The organism is Brevirhabdus sp. (genome assembly GCF_052826345.1).
The window spans coordinates 42183-64146 of record NZ_JBRBUA010000105.1; the positions used below are offsets into that span (position 1 = coordinate 42183).

General features: G+C 66.9%; 22 protein-coding genes. 17 read left to right on the forward strand and 5 right to left on the reverse strand.

Annotated elements, in window-relative coordinates; translation table 11 throughout:
* Positions 1–269: 269 nt before the first annotated feature.
* Positions 270–2609, forward strand: a complete 2340-nt coding sequence (locus ACU0BR_RS12735) for a heavy metal translocating P-type ATPase (RefSeq protein ID WP_446157225.1) — start codon at positions 270–272, stop codon at positions 2607–2609.
* 16 nt (positions 2610–2625) lie between these two features.
* On the opposite strand, the gene ACU0BR_RS12740 is transcribed toward ACU0BR_RS12735, so the two are convergent.
* The gene (locus ACU0BR_RS12740) at positions 2626–3408 is read right to left on the reverse strand and encodes a ZIP family metal transporter (protein WP_446157226.1); all 783 of its coding nucleotides are present in this window, start codon (positions 3406–3408) and stop codon (positions 2626–2628) included.
* Positions 3409–3581: 173 nt separating this feature from the next.
* Here ACU0BR_RS12740 and ACU0BR_RS12745 point away from each other — a divergent pair, with 173 nt between their 5' ends.
* The 3 genes from ACU0BR_RS12745 (at position 3582) to ACU0BR_RS12755 (ending at position 5798) form a co-directional block, all read left to right on the forward strand.
* A complete protein-coding gene (locus ACU0BR_RS12745; protein WP_446157206.1) occupies positions 3582–4010 on the forward strand; it encodes a MerR family transcriptional regulator in 429 nt (142 codons plus the stop codon).
* 94 nt (positions 4011–4104) lie between these two features.
* Positions 4105–4794 carry a ZIP family metal transporter gene (locus tag ACU0BR_RS12750; protein ID WP_446157207.1) on the forward strand — a complete coding sequence of 230 codons (690 nt, stop codon included), beginning with the start codon at positions 4105–4107 and terminating at the stop codon, positions 4792–4794.
* A gap of 95 nt (positions 4795–4889) precedes the next feature.
* Positions 4890–5798 carry a cation diffusion facilitator family transporter gene (locus tag ACU0BR_RS12755; RefSeq protein ID WP_446157208.1) on the forward strand — a complete coding sequence of 303 codons (909 nt, stop codon included), beginning with the start codon at positions 4890–4892 and terminating at the stop codon, positions 5796–5798.
* A 66-nt stretch (positions 5799–5864) separates the two neighbouring features.
* Here the strand turns inward: ACU0BR_RS12755 and ACU0BR_RS12760 are convergent, their stop codons facing one another.
* Positions 5865–6965, reverse strand: coding sequence for a cytochrome c oxidase assembly protein (locus ACU0BR_RS12760; protein ID WP_446157209.1), 1101 nt, complete (start codon positions 6963–6965; stop codon positions 5865–5867).
* A gap of 217 nt (positions 6966–7182) precedes the next feature.
* The gene (locus ACU0BR_RS12765) at positions 7183–8007 is read right to left on the reverse strand and encodes a COG4705 family protein (RefSeq protein WP_446157210.1); all 825 of its coding nucleotides are present in this window, start codon (positions 8005–8007) and stop codon (positions 7183–7185) included.
* Between the two features lie 290 nt (positions 8008–8297).
* Between ACU0BR_RS12765 and ACU0BR_RS12770 the strand changes: the two genes are divergently transcribed.
* The 4 genes from ACU0BR_RS12770 (at position 8298) to ACU0BR_RS12785 (ending at position 12410) form a co-directional block, all read left to right on the forward strand.
* Positions 8298–8705: a PepSY domain-containing protein gene (locus ACU0BR_RS12770; protein WP_446157211.1), complete on the forward strand. Its 408-nt coding sequence runs from the start codon at positions 8298–8300 to the stop codon at positions 8703–8705.
* Between the two features lie 100 nt (positions 8706–8805).
* Positions 8806–9480, forward strand: coding sequence for a winged helix-turn-helix domain-containing protein (locus ACU0BR_RS12775; RefSeq protein WP_446157212.1), 675 nt, complete (start codon positions 8806–8808; stop codon positions 9478–9480).
* Positions 9477–11000, forward strand: a complete 1524-nt coding sequence (locus ACU0BR_RS12780; protein WP_446157213.1) for an ATP-binding protein — start codon at positions 9477–9479, stop codon at positions 10998–11000. The genes ACU0BR_RS12775 and ACU0BR_RS12780 overlap by 4 nt, the downstream gene beginning before the upstream one ends.
* Before the next feature lie 216 nt (positions 11001–11216).
* Positions 11217–12410 (forward strand): mandelate racemase/muconate lactonizing enzyme family protein, encoded by a 1194-nt coding sequence (locus ACU0BR_RS12785; RefSeq protein ID WP_446157214.1) that lies wholly within the window; start codon positions 11217–11219, stop codon positions 12408–12410.
* Between the two features lie 12 nt (positions 12411–12422).
* Here ACU0BR_RS12785 and ACU0BR_RS12790 read toward each other — a convergent pair whose 3' ends face one another.
* Together ACU0BR_RS12790 and ACU0BR_RS12795 are read right to left on the reverse strand one after the other, a co-directional pair.
* A complete protein-coding gene (locus tag ACU0BR_RS12790) occupies positions 12423–13181 on the reverse strand; it encodes a sulfite exporter TauE/SafE family protein (RefSeq protein WP_446157215.1) in 759 nt (252 codons plus the stop codon).
* On the reverse strand, positions 13178–14134 hold the full coding sequence (locus ACU0BR_RS12795) for a LysR family transcriptional regulator (protein WP_446157216.1): 957 nt from the start codon (positions 14132–14134) through the stop codon (positions 13178–13180). The genes ACU0BR_RS12790 and ACU0BR_RS12795 overlap by 4 nt, the downstream gene beginning before the upstream one ends.
* A 209-nt stretch (positions 14135–14343) precedes the next feature.
* Between ACU0BR_RS12795 and ACU0BR_RS12800 the strand changes: the two genes are divergently transcribed.
* From ACU0BR_RS12800 to ACU0BR_RS12840, 9 genes are all read left to right on the forward strand, one after another.
* On the forward strand, positions 14344–15333 hold the full coding sequence (locus ACU0BR_RS12800; protein ID WP_446157217.1) for a Bug family tripartite tricarboxylate transporter substrate binding protein: 990 nt from the start codon (positions 14344–14346) through the stop codon (positions 15331–15333).
* A gap of 63 nt (positions 15334–15396) precedes the next feature.
* Positions 15397–15972: a tripartite tricarboxylate transporter TctB family protein gene (locus ACU0BR_RS12805; RefSeq protein ID WP_446157218.1), complete on the forward strand. Its 576-nt coding sequence runs from the start codon at positions 15397–15399 to the stop codon at positions 15970–15972.
* On the forward strand, positions 15969–17489 hold the full coding sequence (locus tag ACU0BR_RS12810) for a tripartite tricarboxylate transporter permease (protein WP_446157219.1): 1521 nt from the start codon (positions 15969–15971) through the stop codon (positions 17487–17489). Before ACU0BR_RS12805 ends, ACU0BR_RS12810 begins: the two co-directional genes overlap by 4 nt.
* A 179-nt stretch (positions 17490–17668) precedes the next feature.
* Positions 17669–18376 carry a succinate dehydrogenase/fumarate reductase iron-sulfur subunit gene (locus ACU0BR_RS12815; RefSeq protein WP_446157227.1) on the forward strand — a complete coding sequence of 236 codons (708 nt, stop codon included), beginning with the start codon at positions 17669–17671 and terminating at the stop codon, positions 18374–18376.
* Positions 18376–18708 (forward strand): succinate dehydrogenase, encoded by a 333-nt coding sequence (locus ACU0BR_RS12820; protein WP_446157220.1) that lies wholly within the window; start codon positions 18376–18378, stop codon positions 18706–18708. The genes ACU0BR_RS12815 and ACU0BR_RS12820 overlap by 1 nt, the downstream gene beginning before the upstream one ends.
* Complete coding sequence (locus ACU0BR_RS12825; protein WP_446157221.1) at positions 18705–19076, forward strand: succinate dehydrogenase, cytochrome b556 subunit; 372 nt, start codon at positions 18705–18707, stop codon at positions 19074–19076. The genes ACU0BR_RS12820 and ACU0BR_RS12825 overlap by 4 nt, the downstream gene beginning before the upstream one ends.
* Positions 19077–19087: 11 nt before the next feature.
* A complete protein-coding gene (locus ACU0BR_RS12830) occupies positions 19088–20842 on the forward strand; it encodes an L-aspartate oxidase (protein WP_446157222.1) in 1755 nt (584 codons plus the stop codon).
* Positions 20839–21807 (forward strand): fumarate hydratase, encoded by a 969-nt coding sequence (locus ACU0BR_RS12835; RefSeq protein WP_446157223.1) that lies wholly within the window; start codon positions 20839–20841, stop codon positions 21805–21807. Before ACU0BR_RS12830 ends, ACU0BR_RS12835 begins: the two co-directional genes overlap by 4 nt.
* Positions 21804–21964: CoA transferase (locus ACU0BR_RS12840; RefSeq protein WP_446157228.1), on the forward strand; the 161-nt coding region annotated here is incomplete at its 3' end. The genes ACU0BR_RS12835 and ACU0BR_RS12840, both read left to right, overlap by 4 nt.

A 21964-nucleotide genomic window follows, 5' to 3' on the forward strand; every position in this document is an offset into this window, starting at 1 on the left:
GCCTCGGGGTGCCCTGTCGGGTGCCGGTCGCGCCGTGGCCCGGCTGATACGGCGGCAGCCTAGCGACAGCTTGGCGCGGACGGAAGGGAAGGCGAAAAAACTCTCTTGAACCTCTAGTGGCTGTAGCTCCTATCTGTTGCTGGACGCACGAATCCAGGAGCGAACCGATGCCGCACGATCATAGCGCGGAGCCGCACGACGGCCACAAGACCGAAGCCGGGGGCGGCCACCCCCATGGGAATTACCACGCACACGCGCACCCCCACCGCATGGGGGGTGGCTGTTGCGGCCATGGCGCAGAAGGGACGATGTGCGGCGATATCGGTCCCGTGGGCGATGTGGATGCGGCCGGGCGCAGTTTTCTGGTCAACGGGCTGGATTGCGCAGAGGAGGTTTCGATCCTGAACAAGGCGCTGGGGCCCTCGGTCGGGGGCACCGAACATCTGGCCTTCGACGTGATCAACGGGCGCATGACCGTGCTCGACAGCGCGACGCCGCTGCCCGATGACAAGATCATCGCGCTGATCGGCAAGACCGGCATGTCCGCCAGCCTGTGGGATGCGGATCGCGCCGATGCCGACCGGGCAGAGCATCTGAAACGGCAAAAGCTGTTCACCGGCCTGTCGGGCGGATTTTGGGCTGTGGGTTTCCTCTATCATGCGGTGGAGACGGGGCCTGCGGGCATGTTGCGGATCTTTACCGATCATGGCGCGACGGCGATGCCCTGGGCGGAAATCGCGGCCTTTTCGCTGGCGATCCTGGCCGGTGTCTGGCTGGTCGCGCCCAAGGCGTGGTCGGCACTGCGCCGGATGGCGCCCGACATGAACCTGCTGATGGTGGTCGCGGTGGCCGGGGCCATCGGGCTTGGCGCCTGGTTCGAGGCCGCGACGGTCGCCTTTTTCTTTTCGCTGTCGCTGTTTATGGAAAGCTGGAGCGTGGGGCGCGCGCGCAACGCCGTCTCTGCCTTGCTGGATCTGGCGCCGCCCACCGCGCGGCTGGTGCGTGACGATGGCAGCGAAGAGGACGTGCCGGCCAGCCAGCTGGCGGTCGGGGATCGGTTCATCGTGCGCGGCGGCGACCGGATCGCATTGGACGGCACGGTCGAGCATGGCGCGGGCGAGGTCGATCAGGCCCCCATCACCGGGGAAAGCGCGCTGATCGCGAAAGAGCAGGGCGACGAGGTCTATGCCGGCACCATCAACGGCGACGGCACGTTGACGGTGCGCGCGACGAAACGGGCGGGCGACACGGTGCTGGCGCGCATCATCCGCATGGTGGGCGACGCCCATTCGCGCCGCGCCGAGGTGGAACAATGGGTGACGCAATTCGCGCGCATCTACACCCCCATCGTGATGGTTCTGGCGGTGGTGCTGGCCGTGGTGCCGCCGTTGCTGTTTGGCGGCGCCTGGGCGTTCTGGTTTTACAACGCGCTGGTTCTGCTGGTGATCGCCTGCCCCTGCGCGCTGGTGATCTCGACCCCGGTGTCGATCGTGGCGGCGCTGGCGTCTTCGGCGCGCAACGGCGTGCTGATCAAGGGCGGCGCCTATGTCGAGGCCCCCGCCCGGCTGGAGGCGCTGGCGATGGACAAGACCGGCACCATCACCATGGGCACCCCCGAGGTGGCGGGCATCCATCCGCTGAACGGCACGACGCAGGACGATCTGATCGCCGCCGCCGCCGCACTGGAATCGCGGTCGTCGCACCCGTTGGCACAGGCGATCCTGGCGCAGGCCAAGCGGCTGGGCATCGCTGTCGGCGCGGCTGACGACACGCGCAACGTGCCCGGCCGGGGGGTCGAGGGGCAGGTCCAGGGGCGGGCCGTCTGGCTGGGGTCCGATCGTTTCGCGCGTGAAAAGGAGCTGGCGGATCAACTGCCGCGCGAGATCGTGGAGCGGATCGAGGGCGCGGGCAGCACGCTGGTCGCGGTGGGCGACGACCGCGGCCTGCTGGGGGTGCTGGAATTGCGCGACCGTATCCGCCCCGAGGCGGAAAGGATCGTGGCGCGGCTGCATGCGCAGGGCGTGAAGAAGATCGTCATGCTGACCGGCGACAATGCCCGCACGGCCCGCGCGGTGGCCGATGCGGTGGGCATCGACGAGGTGCGCGCCGAGCTGCTGCCCGAAGACAAGGTTGCCGCGATCGAGGCGCTGGTCGCGGATCACAAGGTCGTCGCGATGATCGGCGACGGGGTGAACGACGCCCCGGCCATGGCGCGGGCGCATTTCGCCATCGCGATGGGCGCCGTGGGTTCGGACGCGGCGATCGAAACCGCCGACATCGCGCTGATGACCGACGATATCGCCAGGGTGCCCTGGCTGGTCGACCATTCCCGGCGCACGCTGGGGATCATCCGCCAGAACATCGGCCTGTCGCTGGCGACCAAGGCCGCCTTTGTGGCGCTGACCGCCTTTGGCATGGCGACGATGTGGGGGGCGATTGCCGCCGATGTCGGCGTGTCGCTGCTGGTTGTCGGCAACGCGCTGCGGCTGCTGCGCGCCAAGGGCACCGATCCCGCCGCGCCCTCGGGCGGCGAGGGGGTGACACATCGCGACCCGGTCCGCGCCGCCGCGATGCCCGTGTCAGGCTCCGCGCTCGCCCATGGCCACTGATCGCGGGCGGGCGCCTCTAGCCCAGCCAGACATCCAGGAACAGCATCACCACCAGCCCCACCGCCAGACCGGCGGTGGCGCGGTTCTGATGCCCGCGCCGGTGGGTTTCGGGGATGATCTCATGGCTGATCACATAGAGCATCGCACCCGCCGCGAAGGCCAGCCCCCAGGGCAGCAGCGGCTGCGCATAGACGATGACCGCAGCGCCGAGGAACCCGGTGACCGGCTCGACCAGGCCGGTCAGCGCCGCGATGAAAAAGGCGCGGCGGGCGGAATATTTCTCGCCCAGCAGGGCGACGGCGACGGCCAGCCCCTCGGGGGCGTTCTGCAATCCGATCCCCAGCGCGACGGGAAAGCCGCCGTCCATCCCCTCGGCGCCGAAGGCCACGCCGACGGCCAGCCCCTCGGGGGCGTTGTGGATGGTGATCGCGATGATGAACAGCCAGACCCGGCGCAGGGACGCGGCCTCGGGCCCCTCTCGCCCGACGCTGAAATGTTCGTGCGGGATCAACTCGTTGACCAGCGCCACCGCGCCCATGCCGATCAGGATGGCGACGCAGACGATCAGCGCGGGGATCGGGCCTTCGCCGAAGCGTGTTTCGGCGGCGACGAGCGCGGGGATGATCAGCGAAAAGAACGACGCCGCCAGCATGACGCCCGCGGCGAAGCCCAGCGACGTGTCGCGCCATTCGGGCGAGGGGGTGCGCCCCAGCAGGACGGGCGCCGCCCCCACGCTGGTCATCAGGCCCGCCAGAAGGCTGCCCAGAAGGCCCAGCATGACCGGGGAAAGCGTCAGCAAACTATCCATTCCATTCTCTCGCACATGACGACCGGATCGCAGAATTGCGAACGGTTCTCATTAGCAGTACCTGCCCGCCCCCTCCCCGCGCAACCCCCAAATTCGACATGTACCCTGTTCGCCATCCCCGGGCGGACAGGGCATGACCGGAACCAGGCAAGACGGATGACCCCATGCTGACCATCGGACGACTCGCGACCAAAACCGGAACCAAGACCCAGACGATCCGCTATTACGAGCAGATCGGGCTGATGAACGAACCCGGACGCACCGCCGGGGGACAGCGGCGCTATGACGTGGCGGATCTGGACCGGCTGGCGTTCATTCGCCACGCGCGGCAGCTGGGTTTCCCGCTGGAGGCGATCAGAGAGCTTCTGGATCTGGCCGATCGTCCCGGGCATTCCTGCGCCGAGGCGGATTCCATCGCGCGGCGTCAGCTGCGGCAGGTGGAACAGCGGCTGCTGCGCCTGCAGGCGCTGGAAACCGAGCTGAAGCGCATGATCGAGCAATGCAGTGGCGGCGCGGTAGCCGACTGTCGCGTGCTCGAAGTGTTGCGCGACCATTCCGAATGTCTGACCCAACATGACGACATCGGCGGATGAGGCGGGGAACAGGAGGCGCGCCGACATGGTTGACCCCTGAAAACCCGCCCGCCCGCGGCGCGGGGCGCCCCGTCTCGATTATCGGAATGCCAATATGACCGCCGCCTGGATTTACACGCTCATCCCCGCCGCCATCACCGTTCTGGGCGCGGCGGTCGCGGTGAAACTGCGCCCCGGTCCCGTTCTGGTCAGCGCGATCCAGCATTTCGCCGCCGGCGTGGTCTTTGCCGCCGCGGCGGGGGAAATCATGCCGGACGTGATGCATGGCGGCTCGTTGACGGCCACATTGCTGGGCGGGTTTCTGGGCATCGCGGTGATGCTGGGCATCCGGCAGATGGAACGGGTGGTGAAGGGGCCGTCGGGGTTGTTGACGATGGTGGGGGCGGATATCTTCATCGACGGTCTGGTGCTTGGCATCGGCTTTGCCGCCGGGGCCAAGGCCGGGTTGCTGCTGACCGTCGCGTTGAGCCTCGAGGTGCTGTTCCTTGGGCTGGCGGTCACGACGGAGCTGTCGGAAACGGTGAAAAACCGCGCGCGCATCCTGCTGATCGTGGCTGGCATGGCGCTTTTGATGCCGTTGGGCGCGCTGGTGTCCGCCCCCATCGCGGCGTTGCCGGATGTCTATGTCACGGGGTTCCTCAGCTTTGGCCTGATCGCGCTGCTTTATCTGGTGACAGAGGAACTGCTGGTCGAGGCGCATGAGGTGCCGGACAAGCCCTGGGTGACGGCGATGTTCTTTGTGGGGTTCCTGCTGTTGATGTCGCTGGAGGAGATGATGGCCTGACCCCCCGATCAAAATCCTGACCACGACCGCGACCGCAACCGGCACCGCGGTCCGCAACGCCCGAACCCGCTTTGAGAGACATAAGGAAGCCGCCCTTGCCCCATGACCACGCCCATATCGACCCCGAAGCGGGCGACCGCAAAGTCGGCATCGCCATCGCCGCCAACCTGATCCTGACCGCCGCACAGCTGCTGGGCGGGATCATCGCGGGCAGCCTGGCGCTGATCGCGGATGCGCTGCATAATTTTTCCGATGTGGCGTCGCTGGTCATCGCCTTCGGCGCGCGCAAGATCGCCCGGCGCCCCGCCGACGCGCGCATGACCTTCGGCTATCGCCGGGTCGAGGTGGTGGCCGCGCTGATCAACTACACCACGCTGATCGTGATCGGGATCTATCTCATCTACGAAGGGGGCATGCGCTTCATCGACCCGCCGCAGGTCAAGGGGTGGTGGGTCGTCTGGCTGGGCACCATCGCGCTGATCGTGGATACGGCCACGGCGGTGCTGACCTATTCGATGCAGAAGGACAGCGTGAACATCCGCGCGCTCTTCGTGCACAACCTGTCGGACGCGCTGGCCTCGGTCGCGGTGATCGTGGGCGGTGTGCTGATCCTGCTTTACGATATCCGCTGGGTCGATCCGGCGATCACCATCGGCATCGCGCTCTACATCCTCTATCTGGCCTTCACCGAGATCGGCGGCACGATCCACACCCTGATGCTGGGCAGCCCGCCCGAGGTCGAAACTGACGCGGTGATCGACGCGGTCGCGGGTGTCGATGGCGTGGCCGATGTGCATCACGCGCATTTCTGGCAGATGCAGGAACATGAATCCGCGCTCGACACCCATGTGGTGATCGAAGAAGGCCGCTGGGAGGATGTCGAACAGATCAAGGCCGCGATCAAGCGGGTGCTGGCGGAACGTTTCGACATCCACCATTCGACCCTGGAATTCGAGAAAAGCGCCTGCATGCACGCGGGCGCGGCACTATACGGCCACGGCTGAGCCCCGGCGCCCCTGCCTTGCCGGGCGGGGCTGGCGCGGTCGGGACGGGGCGGCGTGCCTGCGGCCTCAGGTATGCGACAGCGAAACCACCGTCACGGCGGTGGTCATCACCACGAGGAACAGCGTGCACACGCCCAGGCCCAGCCCCTGTGCCACCGCCAGGTTCGCGCCGCGCACCTTCATCCGCAGCTCTTCGGCGGTTTCGGGGAATTCCAGCGCGGCGGTGTTGGACCCGGTCCATTCATAGCGCCGCGCGTAGCGCTGCACCTCGATCCGGTTCCAGCCGCGCATGGTCAGGATGATCGCGATGATGATCATCATGCTGGACGGCACCCAGATGACAAAGCCGCCCGCCGTCTCGTCGGCGAGCGGGCTCATGTCGAACAGGCGTCCCTGGATGTCGTAGACATCGTAAAGCACCATCGATTTCAACGTGGTCAGCGACCCCAGCAGGATGTTCGTGACGATCGTGGCGAACAGCTGGAACACCCGCAGCCCATAGGGCGCGCCCGCCGGGCTGTCGCGCAGATCGAAGATCATCGCGAAGAAGATGAAGCCCGCCAGCATCATCGTCACATGCATCGCATAATGCAGCGCCGGGTTCAGCAGCGCGGCCGCATGGATCGGCGGAACCTGCCAGACGTATAGCGACAGCACGAACAGCACGAAGGCGGGCCAGGGCCGCGTCAGCCAGCTGAACGTGCCGCTGACGGTCGGGTTGGCCAGGACCGGCCCGAGCACCTTGCGCCGCACCCCGCGCGGCAGCCCCGCGATCAGCGCAGCCTGCGGGCGCGACAGGACAAGCAGCATCGGCCCGACCATGCGCAGCAGCAGGTGCTGAAGCTGATGGCCGAAGAACAGACGCTCCGCGATGGCGTCCAGCGGCGATTGCAGCGCGATGAACAGTGCCAGCAACCCGCCCGCGAACAGCACGTGGCGCAGCCGGGTCAGGCCGATCGAGGATTTGCTGCCGCGCCGCCGCAAGGCCCCCCGCGCATAGACAACCGCCGTCAGCACCAGCAGGCCGGACAGCCCCGGCGTGATGTTCCACGCGCTGAAGGCGGTGTGGCTGTCGATGACGGCGTCGCCATGCGCGAGCGCCGGCGGCGCGTGCAGCGCCGACAGCGCGAGGGTGGCAAGAAGGATCGGACGGGAAAGCTTTCGCACGGCACGGGCCCCTTTCAGCTGCTGCCGCCGCTTAGCACCGCGCCGCCCGAAGTGCGAGGCGGCCGATGTGCAAAACGCAAAACCGCAACGATAGGTCGCAGGGCAGCGGCAGAGGGCAGCGGGCAAACGCAGGGGCAGGGGACAGACGCAGGGGAGGGCGCGCGCGCGGGCGTCAGCATGCGGCGGGCGTGACACCCGAATTCCGGTGGTTGGGGGGTCAGGCCCTCATGTCCTCGCGCAGGGGTTCGAGATCGGTGCCGCTGATGCTCAGATAGGTCACGAGCACCGCGATCACGACAGAAAAGATCGCGCTGGTTTCCAGCGCGCCAAGCCCCAGCCCGCCACGCGCCTGCGCCAGCAGATCGCCCGCCGCCTCGCCCAGCGGGCGGGTCAGCACGAAGGCCGCCCAGAACCCCAGCACCGCGGCGATCGCATGGCTGCGGTAGCCGACATAGACCAGCCCGACCAGGATGCCGAACAGCGCCAGCGCGGGTCCGAAACGCAGATCCAGCGCGTCGGTGACCAGATCGCCCGCGATCGTCCCCAGCGCGAAGGCCAGCAGCACCGCCAGCCAATAGAACGTCTGGCGCCGCGGGGTGAGGATCGCATGGATGGAGAGCGTGCCCTCCGCCACATACCAGAGCCCGAAGACCGTGCTCAGCAGCGCGGCCAGCATCGCAGAGGCCACGGGCGGTTCAAGATCGAGCGGGCCGACCATGATCCCGGCCAGCAACGTGCCCAGAACCCCCAGCAGCAGCACGCAGGGCCAGTAGATCCAGGCGACGTAGCGCGCGGTGCGGAACTGGACCCCCAGCGCAAGCACGGCGGCGACGGCCACCAGCAGGAACGCGGGTGTCCGGCCCAGGCCCGCGTCCCGCGACAGCAGCTGCGCCGCGGTTTCGCCCACCGTCGTGGCCAGCACCTTGATGATCCAGAAGAACGCGGTGATTTCGGGCGCCTTGTTGAAGATCTCGCGGTGCCCGGTCTCGCGCGGCAAAGCGGAAACCACGGAGGGGCGCGAAACTGGCAAGGGACCGGGCATTGGGCTTTCCGTCCTTCTCAAAGGCTCTTCTCGGCAGGCACGCCCGTTGCGGGGCGCGCGGAGTGCAAAAATGCGCATCCTTCCTATCGGCGGCCTTCCGCCAATGTTACGTTTCTGCAATGCGCGGCCCGCGGGTGTTTGCAGGGCGCAAAACCCCCGCGGCGCCGGATTTCCCCATGTGTCGACCAAATTGCGCTTCTGTAATATAGCCGTAAGGCATTTGTCGGACACCGTTCGCACCTTGATTGGCAGAGGCGGCACAACGTCGCCCGCAATGCAAGGAGATCAAGATGAAACGCAAGATGATCAGCACTATCGGCGCGGCTACGGCGGTTTCCCTGGGCCTTATCGGCGGCAGCATGGCAATGGCCTCGAGCGAGGGCGCGGGCAACGCGGCGGAGCTTCAGGCATTCCAATCGGCCAAGATCTCGCTGGGCGACGCGATCAAGGCCGCCGAGACCAAGACCGGCGCCAAGGCGATGGATGCCTCTTTCGAGGGTGCGGACGGCAACGGCCAGATGGCCACCTATGAGGTCGAGCTGCTGAAAAGCGACGGCACGCCGGTCTTCGCGATGATCAACCCCGCGGACGGCAGCGTGAAGGTATCGGCCAAGGCCAATGAGGATGAAAATTCCATGGGCGAAAACGGTGGCGACGGCGAAGACGAAAGCCAGGACGAGGCCAACGAGGTCAATTGAGTGGCCCGATGGGCCGTGATTGCGCTATGATGGCGGAAGATGACGGTGGCCCCTGCGGGGGCCGCCTTTATGACCGGGGCGGGACAAGCAAGAGAGACCAATGAAGATACTCGTCATCGAAGACGACAAGACCACCGGCGCCTATGTGGCCGAGGGGCTGCGGCAGGAGGGGCATTCGGTCGATCTGATCCCCACCGGGTCCGAAGGGCTGATCCAGGCCAGCGTGGCGTCCTATGACGTGCTGGTCGTCGACCGGATGCTGCCTGGGCTGGACGGGCTGTCGGTGGTACGCACGTTGCGCGGCGCCAAGAACCTGACGCCGATCCTGCTGCTGACCGCACTTGGCGGGGTCGATGACCGGATCGAGGGTCTGAACGCGGGGGCCGACGATTACCTGATCAAGCCGTTCGTCTTTGGCGAGCTGTCGGCGCGCATCGCGGCGCTGGGACGCCGCCCGCAGATGAGCGATGAACCCACCGCCCTGCGCGCGGGGGATCTGGAAATGAACCTGCTGACGCGCAAGGTCACGCGCGGCGGCCAGACGATCGACCTGTTGCCGCGCGAATTCGCGCTGCTGGAACACCTGTTGCGCCGGCGCGGACGCATCCAGACGCGCACCATGCTGCTGGAAGCCGTCTGGGATATCCATTTCGACCCGCAGACCAATGTGGTCGAGACCCATATCAGCCGGTTGCGTTCCAAAATCGACAAGCCGTTCGATCATGACCTCATCCAGACCGTGCGCGGCGCCGGATACCGTATCGAGGCGCAATGAGATCGCGCTTTGCCGCCCCCACGCTCAGCTCCACCCCTGTCCGTCTGGCGGGCATTCTGATCCTCGTCTTCTCGCTGTCGATGCTGGCGGGGTTCGGGGCGACCTTCATGGTGATCCGCAACCAGCTGAATTCCGATCTGGAACATGAGCTGGCGCAGATCTTCCAATCCTACAGCTCCCTCTCCAGCCAGGCCGAGCTGGAAGAGCGCATCGCCGAGGATGTGACGATCGTGGACCACCGCAACACGGTGCTGGTCTATCTGACCGACCGCGGGCGGCGGATCACGAATTTCGACAACTTCCCGGTGATGACCGGCCGGCGGATCATCAACGAAAAGGACATGGCGGCGGTCGAGGGCAATCCGGCCGACAGCTATCTCGTCTCCAGCGCGGTGGTCGGGCGCGGCGTGCTGCTGGTGGCAAAGGGGCGCGATCAGATCATCGAGCTGGCGGAGATCTTCTCGACCGTGTTGATGTTCAGCTTCCTGCCGACGCTGCTGATCGCCTCGGCCATCGGATTCTGGGTGGCGCGCCAGGCCCGAAAGCGGGTGGAGGCCATCCAGGCCGCGCTGGAGGCGATGACCGCCGGGCGGCTCGACGCGCGCGTCGCGGGGGCCGAAAAGGCGACCGACGATCTGTCGCAGATCGCTCTGTCGGTCAACCGGATGGGCGCGGCGCAGGCGGCCTCGGTGGATTCGCTGCGCCAGATTTCGGCCGATATCGCTCATGATCTGAAAACGCCGATCCAGCGCGTGTCGGTTCTGCTGGAACGGTTGGGTGACACGCCCGGGCTCAGCAACGAGGCCCGCCAGATCGTCGAGCATGCGCAGTCGGAAACCGTCGATATCGTGCGCACGTTCCAGTCGCTGTTGCAGATCGCCCAGCTGGAAGGCGGCGCGGTGCGCGAGCGTTTCGTGCCCGTCGATCTCGGCGCGCTTGCCGAAAGCCTGGTAGAAGTGTTCGAGCCTGCCGCGGCGGAATCGGGCCATGTGCTGCGCTGGCAGGCCGAAAATGGCCCCCAGGCAGGCCCGCAGACTGGCCCGCAGACTGGCCCGCAGACTGGCCCGAAGGCAGGCCCGAAGGCAGGCCCGAAGACTGGGCCCGGGGGCGCCTTCATGGTCATGGGCGATCGCAACCTGCTGGGGCAGATCCTGGCAAATCTGATCGAAAACGCCCTGCGCCACACACCGGCCGGCGGCACCGTGACGGTGGGGCTGTCGCGCCTCGACGGGGGGCGCCGGATCTTGATGCGCCTGCGCGACACCGGCCCCGGCATCCCCGAGCACGAACGCCAGAACGTGCTGCGCCGCCTTTACCGGCTGGAACGCAGCCGCACGAGCGAGGGCAGCGGTCTGGGGCTGAGCCTCGTGGCCGCCATCGCGGAGCTGCACGGCGCCGAGCTGCGGCTGGAAGACGCAGAGCCCGGGCTCGCCGTCTGTCTGGAATTTCCCGCCATGCGCGACAGTGGCCGCGCCGCCGCCGTCGGCTCCGGCTTCGGCTCCGGCTCCGGCTCCGCATGAGATCAGAGGTGCACGAGGACGGGCCGCGCGAAGACAGATCCGGCGCCCGCCCTTTGTCAGCCCGTTGACAGCGCGCGTCCAATCCCGCGCCCGACCCGCTAGGGCCTGCCGCACAAACGCCTGCCCCGCGCCCTTGGCGGACGGGGGCAAAGCCGGTATCGAGGGTACCCGACGGTGTCGGCAGTCCCCGCCGCCGCGCCACGAACCGGAGCCGCCATGCCGCACATCGTTCACATCGAAGCCTGGGCCTGCCGCAGCAGGATCGAAACGCCGGTCGCCACCTCCTTCGGCATCATGCGCGACCGTCCGGCGGTGTTCTTGCGGCTTTGCGACAGCGACGGCGGCGTCGGCTGGGGCGAGGTTTTCGCCAACTGGCCGGCCGCGGGCGCCGAGCATCGGGTGAACCTGCTGATCGACGACATCGCGCCGCTGGTGCTGGGGTTGGCCACCCATGGGCCGGACGGTCACCCGCAGGCGCTGTCGGCGCGGCTCGACGCGCAGACGCAGGTGCGCGCGTTGCAATGCGGTGAATTCGGACCGTTCCGGCAGGTGCTGGCGGGCATCGACACCGCGCTTTGGGACATGGCGGCGCGGCGCGCGGGCCAGACCCTTGCCGCCCATCTGGCCGCGTCGGTCGCGGATGGCGGGGCAGGGGCGCAAACCTCGATCCCCAACCCGACCCCGCGCGTGCCCGCCTATGCCAGCGGCATCCATATCGACGCGGCGCACGGCATGGTCGCGTCGGCCCGCGCGCAGGGGTTCACCGCCTTCAAGGTCAAGGTGGGATTCGATCTGGCCCGCGATGCCGCACGGTTGCAGGAACTCGCGGCCGATCTCGGCGCGGGCGAGCGGCTCTTTTGCGATGCCAATCAGGCCTGGTCTGCGCAGCAGGCCGTCGATTTCATGCGCCGCATCGAAGGTGCGGGCATCGGCTGGCTGGAGGAACCCATGCGCGCCGATTGCCCGCCCGCCGATTGGCGGCGCGTGCGCACGGCGGGCGCCACGCCCCTGGCGGGCGGAGAGAACATCGCCGGGGCCGCCGGTTTCGCCGCCGCGCTGGATCAGGGCGATCTGCACTACATCCAGCCCGATGTGGCGAAATGGGGCGGGTGCAGCGGCTGTCTGGACGTGGCGCGCCGGGCGCTTGCGGCGGGGCGCGTCTATTGCCCGCATTTTCTGGGCGGCGGTATCGGGCTGGCGGCCTCGGCGCATCTGCTGGCGGCCGCGGGTGGCCCCGGCCTGCTGGAGGTCGATGTGAATCCCAATCCGCTTCGCGATGCCTTCGCCACGCCTTCCGATCGGATGGACGCGGGCGCCTGGACATTGGGCGCGGACCCCGGCCTCGGGATCGCGGGCTTGCCCGACGCGGTCCTGCGCACCGTCACCCTGCGGCGCGAAATCGCCAGGTGACCCGCCGCGCCGTCAGGACGCCATGAACGCGAAGAATTCCCGGCCCAGCAGGATCGCCCCCGACACGAAGGTCAGCACGATCAGCAACCGGCGGAAATGATCGTCGCGCACATGGCGAAACACCGCGATCCCGATCTGCGCCATGAGCATCGTCACGGGCACCGCCACGGCGATGAAGATCAGGCTTTCGCGGGTATAGGCCCCCTGCACGATGAACATCACTGCCGTGATGCTGAGCACCGCGACATTGTAGGGCTGCAACACGGCGCGGGTCTCGGCCTTGGTCCAGTTGCGCATCGAACACCACATCGTCGGCAGCGCGCCCGAGAGCGCCGCCGCACCGCCCAGCACGCCGCCCGCGAAGCCGATGGTCATGTCGGTGCCGGGCCGTGCGCCCTCGATCCGGGGCAAGGTCTTGCGCAGCGAAAAGAACCCGCCGTAAAGGACCAGGAAAAAGCCGATCACGATCTTCAGGCTATGCGGTTCGAGATAGCTCAGCACCGACACGCCCAGCGGGATGCCCGCCAGCGCCGGCAACAGAAAACGCATCAGGCGGCGCTTTTCGCTCAGCATCGTCTGGCGGACGACCCATATGCCTTGCAGCCCGCTGATCACCGACAGCGCGACCACCACCGCGACCGCCTGCACCGGGTCCATGATTTGCAGAAAGAACCCCAGTGCGAACAGAGCCGTGCCGAAACCCGCCAGACCGTTGATGAAGCCGCCCGCCGCGGCCCCCGCGATCAGCAGGGCGAAGGTGTGAAAGCTCATTGAGATCCGTTCCCGGTGTTGCTCGGCAGTTCGATGGGCGGCGCGGGCGCGGCGCCGGTCGCGATATCCGGCGGAAACCGCCCGATTTCGACCGCGCGCCGCATCGAGGCGTAGATGCGGTCCACCACCAGCCGCTTGGCGCTGCTTTCCTGCGTCACGAGCCCCAGAAGCCGCTTGGGCGCGTCATCGCCCAGTGGCAGCGTGCGGGTGCCGGGCATCTGCGTGGTCACGACCGAGGGCCGCGGGCAGATCGACACCCCCAGATTGGCCATGACCATCGAGGAGATCGCCTCGAGGCCCTGCAACTCCATGCTTTCGTGCACGGTTATCTTCTTGTGCTGCAACCAGCGCTCGATCCCTTCGCCGACCACCGCGCCGCGGTTGAAGCGGATGAAGGGCTGGGTGCGCAAAATCTCGAACGGGTCATCGCTGTCGAGCTTGTCGGAAACCAGCAATTGGAGCGGTTCCTCCACGATTTCCTGCATCACCAGGCCTTCGGGAACGATCGACGGGGCGGAGATGATGGCCGCCTCGACCGTGCCCCGGCGGATCTGGGTCAGAAGCGCGTTCGTCAGCTCCAGCGTCACCCGGATATGCAGCTCGGGGCATTCGCGCTTGAGAATCGAGATGCCCAGCGGCACCAGCCCCGTCAGCGTCGTAGGCACCGCGCCCAGCATGACCTCGCCCTTCAGCGCATCCTCGCCCATGATCGAGGGCAGCAGATTGTCATAGGCGCGCACGATCTCGCGCGCCCGCGCCGCCAGCGCCAGCCCGATGGGCGTCAGCTCCGGTGTGCGTTTGCTGCGGTCGAAAATGGCGAGCTGATATTCTTCCTCCAGCGCCTTCATCTGCTGGGATACCGCCGAATAGGTGATGAAAACAGCTTCGGCCGCGGCGCTGAATGTGCCGTGATCCTGCACGGCAACCAGCGTCCTCAGGGTCTTGATTGACATTCCGTCCCCGTAAGGGTGTAAGATTTTCTAACACTGATCTTTAGAAAAACCATCTTTTATTAAGAATGCCTTATCCATAAGAATTGTCAACAAGCGATCCGGCGCCGTGGGAGGCAGCGCCGGCCAGCCCCGAAAACTGCGGCCCGAACTGAGGCACGAACTGAGGCCCGAAAACAAAGCGATCAATCAATGACTGGGAGGAAATACATATGAACCTGAGATCCATCGCCATCGCGGGCGTCCTGGGCGCCGGGCTGAGCGCCGGGCTGCTGGCATCGCCCGCGCTCGCGGAATATCCCGAACGGCCGATCAACATGATCATCCCCTATGGTGCGGGCGGGGCCACCGACATTTCCGCGCGTGCCATCGCGCAGCCTCTGGGCGATGCGGTGGGCGAGCCGCTGATCATGTCGAACGTCACCGGCGCCGGCGGGGCGACCGGATCGGTCGCCGTGCAGAACGCCAAGCCCGACGGCTATACCATGCTGTTCGCGCGGGTGGGTTCGCATTCGGTCAATCCCGCGATGAAGGCCACGCTGCCCTACACGCTCGACGATTTCCGCTTCGTCACCGTCTATGAGATCAACCCCGTGGTCTGCGCGGTACGCCCCGATTCCGGCATCGCGTCGATGGATGATCTCGTCGCCAAGGTGAAGGAAGGCGGCGTGAGCTACAGCTCCTCCGGGGTGGGGTCGCTGCTGCATCTGGCCGGTGCGATGGTGCTGAGCGAATTCGGCGTCGAGAACCCGCTGGATCAGGCCACCCACATCCCGCAGAAGGGCGGAGGCGAGGCCGCGACGGCGGTGCTGAACGGCACGGCCACGTTCATCTGCACCAATTCCTCCGCGCTCAAGAGCTTCGTGGCCAACAAGCAGCTGACGCCGATCCTGGTCACGACGAAGGACCGGCTGGTCGGCTTCGACGCGCCGACCGCCGCGGAGCTGGGCAAGCCCGAGCTCGAAAAGCTGGTGGGATGGACCGGCATCGCGGGCCCTGCCGGGCTGCCGGACGATGTGGCGCAGAAATGGGGCGAGTGGATGGCGACCGCCACCAAGGACGAGACATTCATGAAGACGATGACGGCCAATGGTTCCATCGTCAATGTGATGAGCCCGGCCGATGCCAACACGTTCATCAACACCCAGTATGAGACCTTCCGCGCGCTGGTCGACAAGCTGGGAATGCGCATCGAGGGCTGAGCCCGATTTCGCGGGGCCGGGGCGCGTCGGCATCCCGGCCCTCTGAGAGGGGCCTCTCGCCACATGGGCGGCGATGACCTCGGGCAGGTCCGCGTGCGGGTCCGCCCCGCAGATCGCCGCACCGTGCCATTTTTCCGGGGGATAGATTTGGAAAACCGGCAGATCCAGACCAGGCTCGGCATCGGCGCGCTCGCGCTGTCGGCCTTGCTCATCTTCTACGGCATACCGCAGTGGGTTTCGGCCCCCAGCAACGTCAGAAACATCGTGCTTTCCCCGGTCTTCTGGCCCTATGTGCTGGCCGGGCTGACCGGCGTGATCGGGGCGGCGCTGCTGTTCAGCGGCGCGGTCCGGGGCGAGCCGGGCGAACCGCTGAACCCGCCCATCGACGACACGGGCAGGGGCTACGTCCGTCTGGCGGCAATGGGCGCGATCATGATCGTGACGATGCTGGTGATCGGCAGGCTCGGCATGGTCTGGACCAGCATCGCGGTGTTTCTGGCCACGGCCTTTCTGGTGCGCACGCGCCATCCGGTGCTGGCGGTCGTCTGTGCCATCGCCGTTCCCCTGATCCTTTACGCCTTTTTCGCGCATGTCGCCGGTGTCGCGATCCCGCAGGGCGATTTCGTGAGGCTTCCATGAGTTTTCTCGACAGTCTGACAGCCGGCCTGGCGCTGGTCAGCAATATCGAATCCTTTCTCGCGCTGCTGGGGGGGATCACCATCGGCGTCATCGGCGGGGCCATTCCGGGGATGTCGGCGACGATGGCCGTGGCGCTGACGCTGCCCTTCACCTTCGCGCTGCAACCGATCACCGGCATCCTGCTGCTGCTTGGCGTCTACAAGGGCGGCATCTTTGGCGGATCGATCCCGGCGATCCTGATCAAGACGCCGGGCACGCCCGCGTCCTCGGCCACCGTACTCGACGGCTATCCGATGGCCGAAAAGGGCGAGGCGGGGCGCGCGCTCGGCATGGCGCTCTGGGCGTCCTGCACGGCCGATCTGATCTCGAACCTGGCGCTGATCCTGTTCGCGGGGTGGCTGGCGTCCTTCGCGCTGAACTTCGGCCCGCCGGAATTCTTCACGCTGATCCTCTTTTCGCTGACGATCATCGCGGGGGTGTCGGGCGACAGCCTGCTGCGCGGCGCGTTCTCCGCGATGCTGGGGCTGCTGCTGGCCACGGTGGGGCTCGATCTTGTCTACGGCACCAACCGTTTCACTTTCGGCGATCCCTCGATGATGGGAGGGCTGAATTTCATCGCGGTGCTGATCGGCCTTTTCGCGATCCCCGAGGTTCTGGCGATGGTCTGGCATCCGACCGGGCATCTGGGCAAGGTCCGCAGCATCGGCCAGAACAAGGTCAGCTTTGCCGATTACCGCCGCTGTTTCCGCAGCATCGTGCGCGGCAGCTTCATCGGCGTTTTCCTGGGGTCCATCCCCGGCATCGGCGCGGCGCCCTCCGCGTTCCTGTCCTATTCCGAGGCGCGGCGCAAATCGCCCAACAAGGCCAATTTCGGCAAGGGCGAGGTCGAGGGGGTCGCCGCATCCGAGGCGGGCAACAACGGCGTCGCGGGGGCCACGCTGATCCCGCTGCTGGCGCTGGGGGTGCCGGGCGACGTGATCACCGCGATCATCATCGGCGCCTTCATGGTGCACGGGCTGCAACCCGGCCCGATGATGTTCGTGCTGAACGTGGATATCATCTACGGGCTGTTCATCGGGCTGATCGTCAGCTCGGTGTTCCTGCTGATCGTGGGCTCCATCGCGATCCGGGGGTTCAAATACGTGGCCGACATTCCGCGCCGCATTCTGGTGCCATCGGTGCTGATCCTGTGCGTCTTCGGCGTCTTTGCCGTCAACAACAACGTCTTCGACGTGGGGGTGATGTTCGTGATGGGCTGGGTCGGGTTCCTGATGATGCGCTTTCACGTGCCCGCCGCCCCCTTTCTGATCGCCTTCATCCTGGGACCGTTGCTGGAGGATAATTTTCGCCAGGCGATGCTGATGTCGGGCAGCAGCCCCGCGATCCTGTTCCGGGGGCCGATCACCTGGTTCTTCTGGGCGCTGACAGCGATCACCGTCTTCGCCATCGTGCGCGCGGGGACCCGCGCCGCGCTGGCCCAGCGGCGCACGCGGCTCAATCCTTCGGCAGAGGCTTGAGCGCGAATTCATCGCCGCCGGGGCTGCGGAGCCCCGGCGTTTATGTAAGAGAAAGTCAAATTAACCGTTAGATTTTTCCGCTTTTTGTTAAGTTATCTTGCAAATATACAGGGTGTGATCTGACCAGAACGGGTATCGCCTTGTCCGACGCACAGCAAAATAACGAGGAATTCGACCGGATGTCGGTATCGGTCTGGCGCGGAAACGCGGCCGGAGGGCGGTACGAAACCTTCGAAGTCCCGCAATACGAAAGCCAGACGATCCTCGACGTCGTCTCCTGGATCCAGCAGCACGCCGATCCGACCCTGACCTACCGTTTCGCCTGCCGCGTGGGCATGTGCGGGTCCTGCGCGATGATGGTCAACGGCACGCCGCGCTGGACCTGCCGCACCCATGTGCGAAAGGTGCTCGACGGCAACAAGCTGACCGTCGCGCCGCTGCGCAACCTGCCGGTCATCAAGGACCTGGCCGCCGACATGGACCCGTTCTTCAACAAATGGGTCAAGGCGGGTGGGCGGCACAGGGCCTCGGCCACGCGCGCCGACCCGATCGCGCCGGTCAAGCCTGAAAGCCAGGCGCGCGTCACCGCCAACGCGGGGATCGAATGCATCAACTGCTCGGTCTGCTATTCGGCCTGCGACACGGTGGCGGCCAACCCCGATTTCCTGGGTCCCGCCGCGCTGCAACGCGCCTGGACCATCGTCAACGACGAGAAGCACGCCGGCCGCGAGGCGGTGCTGGAAACCGTTTCCGCCGCCGGGGGCTGCCACAACTGCCACTCCATGGGCAGCTGCACCGCGCATTGCCCCAACGAGCTGGACCCGCTGTCGGCCATCGCCGGGCTGAAACGGGCCACCGCGCGCAATTTCTTCAAGCGGAGGGGCTGATGCTGGATATCCGTCTCTACATGTTCCAGCGGCTCAGCGCGATGGCGATGATCCCCTTCGTGCTGGTCCATCTGGGCGTGATGATCTACGCCATCCAGGGCGGGCTGAGCGCGGCGGAAATCCTCGGCCGCACCCAAGGGTCCGTCGGCTGGTTCCTGTTCTACGGGCTTTTCGTGGCGGCCGCCGCGCTGCATGGCTCCATCGGGCTGGCGGTGATCGTCAGCGAATGGGCCGGGCTGGCCAAGCGCGGATTTCACATGGTGATGGGCGGCGCATTCCTGGTCTTCCTGCTGATGGGGGCGCGCGCCGTCTGGACGGTGACACTGGCATGACCCTTGCGAACACTTCCCCCGCCACCCCGCTGATCAGCCGCCACCGCGGCCACCCGCTTTGGCTGGCCTTCATGCTGCACCGGCTGTCGGGGCTGGGTCTGGCGCTGTTTCTGCCCGCGCATTTCTGGCTGCTGTCCCAGGCGCTGGAGGCCGAGCGCATGGACGTGATGCTGGGCTGGACGGCGAACCCCTTCTTCACGTTCGCCGAATTCGGCCTCGTCTTCCTGCTGGCGGTGCATTTCTTCGGCGGGCTGCGCCTGCTGGCGCTGGAATTCCTGCCCTGGAGCGCGGGGCAGAAGACGCTGGCCGCAGTCAGCCTCGCCGGGGCCTTCCTGGTGGCCGGCGCCTTCCTGTTGAACGCCCTGTGAGGAGACCGCCCGTGCAGATCGAACGTCACGACACCGACATCCTGATCCTGGGCAGCGGCGGGGCAGGGCTTTTCGCCGCGCTGCACGCCCAGCAGGCCGCGCCCGAGGGCACGAAGATCACCATCGCCGTCAAGGGCCTGCTGGGCAAATGCGGCTGCACGCGCATGGTGCAGGGCGGCTACAACGTGGCGCTGGGGCATGGCGACTCGGTCGAGCGGCACTTCATGGACACGATCCAGGGCGGCAAGTGGCTGCCCGACCAGGACATGGCGTGGAAGCTGTGCGAACTGGCCGTCGAGCGCGTGCGCGAGCTGGAGAACGAGATCGGCTGCTTCTTCGACCGCGAACCCGACGGCAGCCTGCACCACAAGGCCTTCGCCGGGCAGACCGCCGACCGCACCGTGCACAAGGGCGACCTGACGGGCATCGAGATCATCAACCGCCTGATGGAGCAGGTCCTGTCGCGCCCGATCGAGCGGCTTCAGGAACATCGCGCCATCGGGCTGATCCCCACCCGCGACGGTTCGGCGCTGGCGGGCGTGCTCTTCATCGACATGCGCACCGGCGGCTTTCGCTTCGTGCGCGCCAAGACGGTGATGATGGGCACCGGCGGCGGGCCGACGATGTACCGCTATCACACGCCTTCGGGCGACAAGACGATGGACGGGCTGGCGATGGCGCTGCGGCTGGGCCTGCCCCTGCGCGACATGGAGATGGTGCAGTTCCACCCCACGGGGCTGCTGGCGGGCGATCACACGCGGATGACCGGCACCGTGCTGGAGGAAGGCCTGCGCGGCGCGGGCGGGCATCTGCTGAACGCGCGCGGAGAGCGCTTCATGTACGACTACGACGCCGGGGGCGAGCGCGCGACGCGCGATGTGGTCAGCCGCGGCATCTACGCCGAGATGCGCAAGAACAACGATCCCGCCCAGGTCGGCATGTTCATCTCGATGGCGCATCTGGGCCCCCATACCGTGCGCAAGAAATTCTCGGGCATGGTCAAGCGTTGCGCGGACTCGGGGTTTGATTTGGCCGGCGGCAAGGTCGAGGTGGTGCCGACCGCGCATTACTTCATGGGCGGCGTGGTGGTCGATCCCGACACGCGCACCGCGATGGAGGGGCTCTACGTCGCGGGCGAGGACGCGGGCGGGGCGCATGGATCGAATCGGCTGGGCGGCAACGGGGTGGCGAACTCAACCGTTTACGGCGGCGTCGCGGGTGACGTGATGGGCGCCGACATCGCCCGCATGGGCGCGCTGCGCGAGCCCGACGAGGACGTGCTGGCGGCGGAAATCGCCCGCGCCCGCCGCCCGCTGGACCGCACGCCGGGCAACGTGCTGGCGCTGCGCAAGAAGCTGCAGGAAGCGATGTGGGAAGACGTGGGCGTCATCCGCACCGAGGGCGGCATGTCGCGCGGGCTGCGCCGCCTGGAAGAGATCGGCGCCGAGCTGCTGGACACCGGCGTCGATGGCAGCGAGCTGGCCTTCAACCTGACATGGCACGACTGGCTGAACCTCGCCTCGCTGACCGAGGTGTCGGAGGTCATCACAAAGGCCGCCCTGTCGCGCGAGAATTCGCGCGGGGCGCATTTCCGCGAAGACTTCCCCGACAGCGGCGCGATGGAGGACAGCTATTTCACCGTCGCCCAGATGAGCGGCGAGACGGTGGAGGTGCGGCGCGAGCCGGTCCGCTTCACCATCGTCCGCCCCGGTGGAACCGTTCTGCCCGAGGGCGAACCCGAAACGCTGGTGGCACAGGCATCATGATACCGATCAACCTCATCCAATCGACGGCCGAAACCCTGATGGACAAGGCCGCCATCGAGATCCCCGACGATTATCTGACCGGGCTGCAACACGCCGCCGCGACCGAGGATGGCGACCTGTCGTCCTTCGTCCTTCAGGCGATGCTGGAGAATTACGAGGCCGCGAAGCAGGACCGCCGCGCCATGTGCGGCGACACCGGCACGCCGCGCTGGTACGTCAAGATGGGCAATGACACGCAGATCGAGGGCGGCCCCATCGCGCTGGAGGCCGCGCTGCGCCGCGCCACCGCCAACCGCACCAACGGCGTGCCGCTGCGCCCCAACCGGGTGCATCCGCTGTGGCGCACCGACCACGACAACAACGTCGGCATCGGCGCGCCCGAGATCGAATACGGGTATGAGCCCGGCGGCGAGTGGATCGACCTGATCACCGTGCACAAGGGCGGGCTCTTCGGCACCGATTACCGCATGCTGTTCCCGTCGGACGGGATCGAGGGGATCAAACGGTTCTACCTCGACAGCCTCGTGGCCTTCGGCAAGCGCGGGCTGGCCTGTCAGCCCGCGATCATCGGCATCGGGCTGGGGGGCTGCAAGGACACCTGCATGGTGCTGGGCAAGCGCGCCGCCTGCCTGCGCACCGTGGGCGACCGCAATTCCGACCCCAGGATCGCCGCGCTGGAGGAGGAGTTCAAGGAACTGGGCAACTCCATCGGCATGGGTGCGATGGGCTTCGTGGGCAAGAACATGGTGATCGACGCGCATATCGAGGTGGGCTACTGCCACACCGGCGGCATGCAGATGAGCGTGCATGCCTTCTGCCTGTCCTCGCGCCGCGCGGTGGCGCGCATCTACCCCGACGGGCGCGTGGAACACCGCACCGATCCCGCTTGGTTCACCGACTACCAGCGCCGCGAGACGGTGGAATGGAACGATACGGACGATATGGCCGGAACCGCCGCGGAATGAGCGCCGACACCGCATCCGGCACGGCACCCGGCGCGGCAGGGCCTGCGCCGCCGCTTGACGGCATCCGCATACTCGATCTGACGCATGTGCTGGCCGGGCCCTACGCCACCGGGCAGCTTGCACTGATGGGCGCGGAGGTCATCCGCCTGGAACGCCC

Coding starts and splice junctions, on each gene's coding strand:
- ACU0BR_RS12735 (WP_446157225.1), top strand. CDS start 270: ATGGGGGGTGGCTGTTGCGGCCATGGCGCAGAAGGGACGATGTGCGGC.
- ACU0BR_RS12745 (WP_446157206.1), top strand. CDS start 3,582: ATGCTGACCATCGGACGACTCGCGACCAAAACCGGAACCAAGACCCAG.
- ACU0BR_RS12750 (WP_446157207.1), top strand. CDS start 4,105: ATGACCGCCGCCTGGATTTACACGCTCATCCCCGCCGCCATCACCGTT.
- ACU0BR_RS12765 (WP_446157210.1), bottom strand. CDS start 8,007: ATGCCCGGTCCCTTGCCAGTTTCGCGCCCCTCCGTGGTTTCCGCTTTG.
- ACU0BR_RS12770 (WP_446157211.1), top strand. CDS start 8,298: ATGAAACGCAAGATGATCAGCACTATCGGCGCGGCTACGGCGGTTTCC.
- ACU0BR_RS12775 (WP_446157212.1), top strand. CDS start 8,806: ATGAAGATACTCGTCATCGAAGACGACAAGACCACCGGCGCCTATGTG.
- ACU0BR_RS12780 (WP_446157213.1), top strand. CDS start 9,477: ATGAGATCGCGCTTTGCCGCCCCCACGCTCAGCTCCACCCCTGTCCGT.
- ACU0BR_RS12785 (WP_446157214.1), top strand. CDS start 11,217: ATGCCGCACATCGTTCACATCGAAGCCTGGGCCTGCCGCAGCAGGATC.
- ACU0BR_RS12790 (WP_446157215.1), bottom strand. CDS start 13,181: ATGAGCTTTCACACCTTCGCCCTGCTGATCGCGGGGGCCGCGGCGGGC.
- ACU0BR_RS12795 (WP_446157216.1), bottom strand. CDS start 14,134: ATGTCAATCAAGACCCTGAGGACGCTGGTTGCCGTGCAGGATCACGGC.
- ACU0BR_RS12800 (WP_446157217.1), top strand. CDS start 14,344: ATGAACCTGAGATCCATCGCCATCGCGGGCGTCCTGGGCGCCGGGCTG.
- ACU0BR_RS12805 (WP_446157218.1), top strand. CDS start 15,397: ATGGGCGGCGATGACCTCGGGCAGGTCCGCGTGCGGGTCCGCCCCGCA.
- ACU0BR_RS12810 (WP_446157219.1), top strand. CDS start 15,969: ATGAGTTTTCTCGACAGTCTGACAGCCGGCCTGGCGCTGGTCAGCAAT.
- ACU0BR_RS12815 (WP_446157227.1), top strand. CDS start 17,669: ATGTCGGTATCGGTCTGGCGCGGAAACGCGGCCGGAGGGCGGTACGAA.
- ACU0BR_RS12820 (WP_446157220.1), top strand. CDS start 18,376: ATGCTGGATATCCGTCTCTACATGTTCCAGCGGCTCAGCGCGATGGCG.
- ACU0BR_RS12825 (WP_446157221.1), top strand. CDS start 18,705: ATGACCCTTGCGAACACTTCCCCCGCCACCCCGCTGATCAGCCGCCAC.
- ACU0BR_RS12835 (WP_446157223.1), top strand. CDS start 20,839: ATGATACCGATCAACCTCATCCAATCGACGGCCGAAACCCTGATGGAC.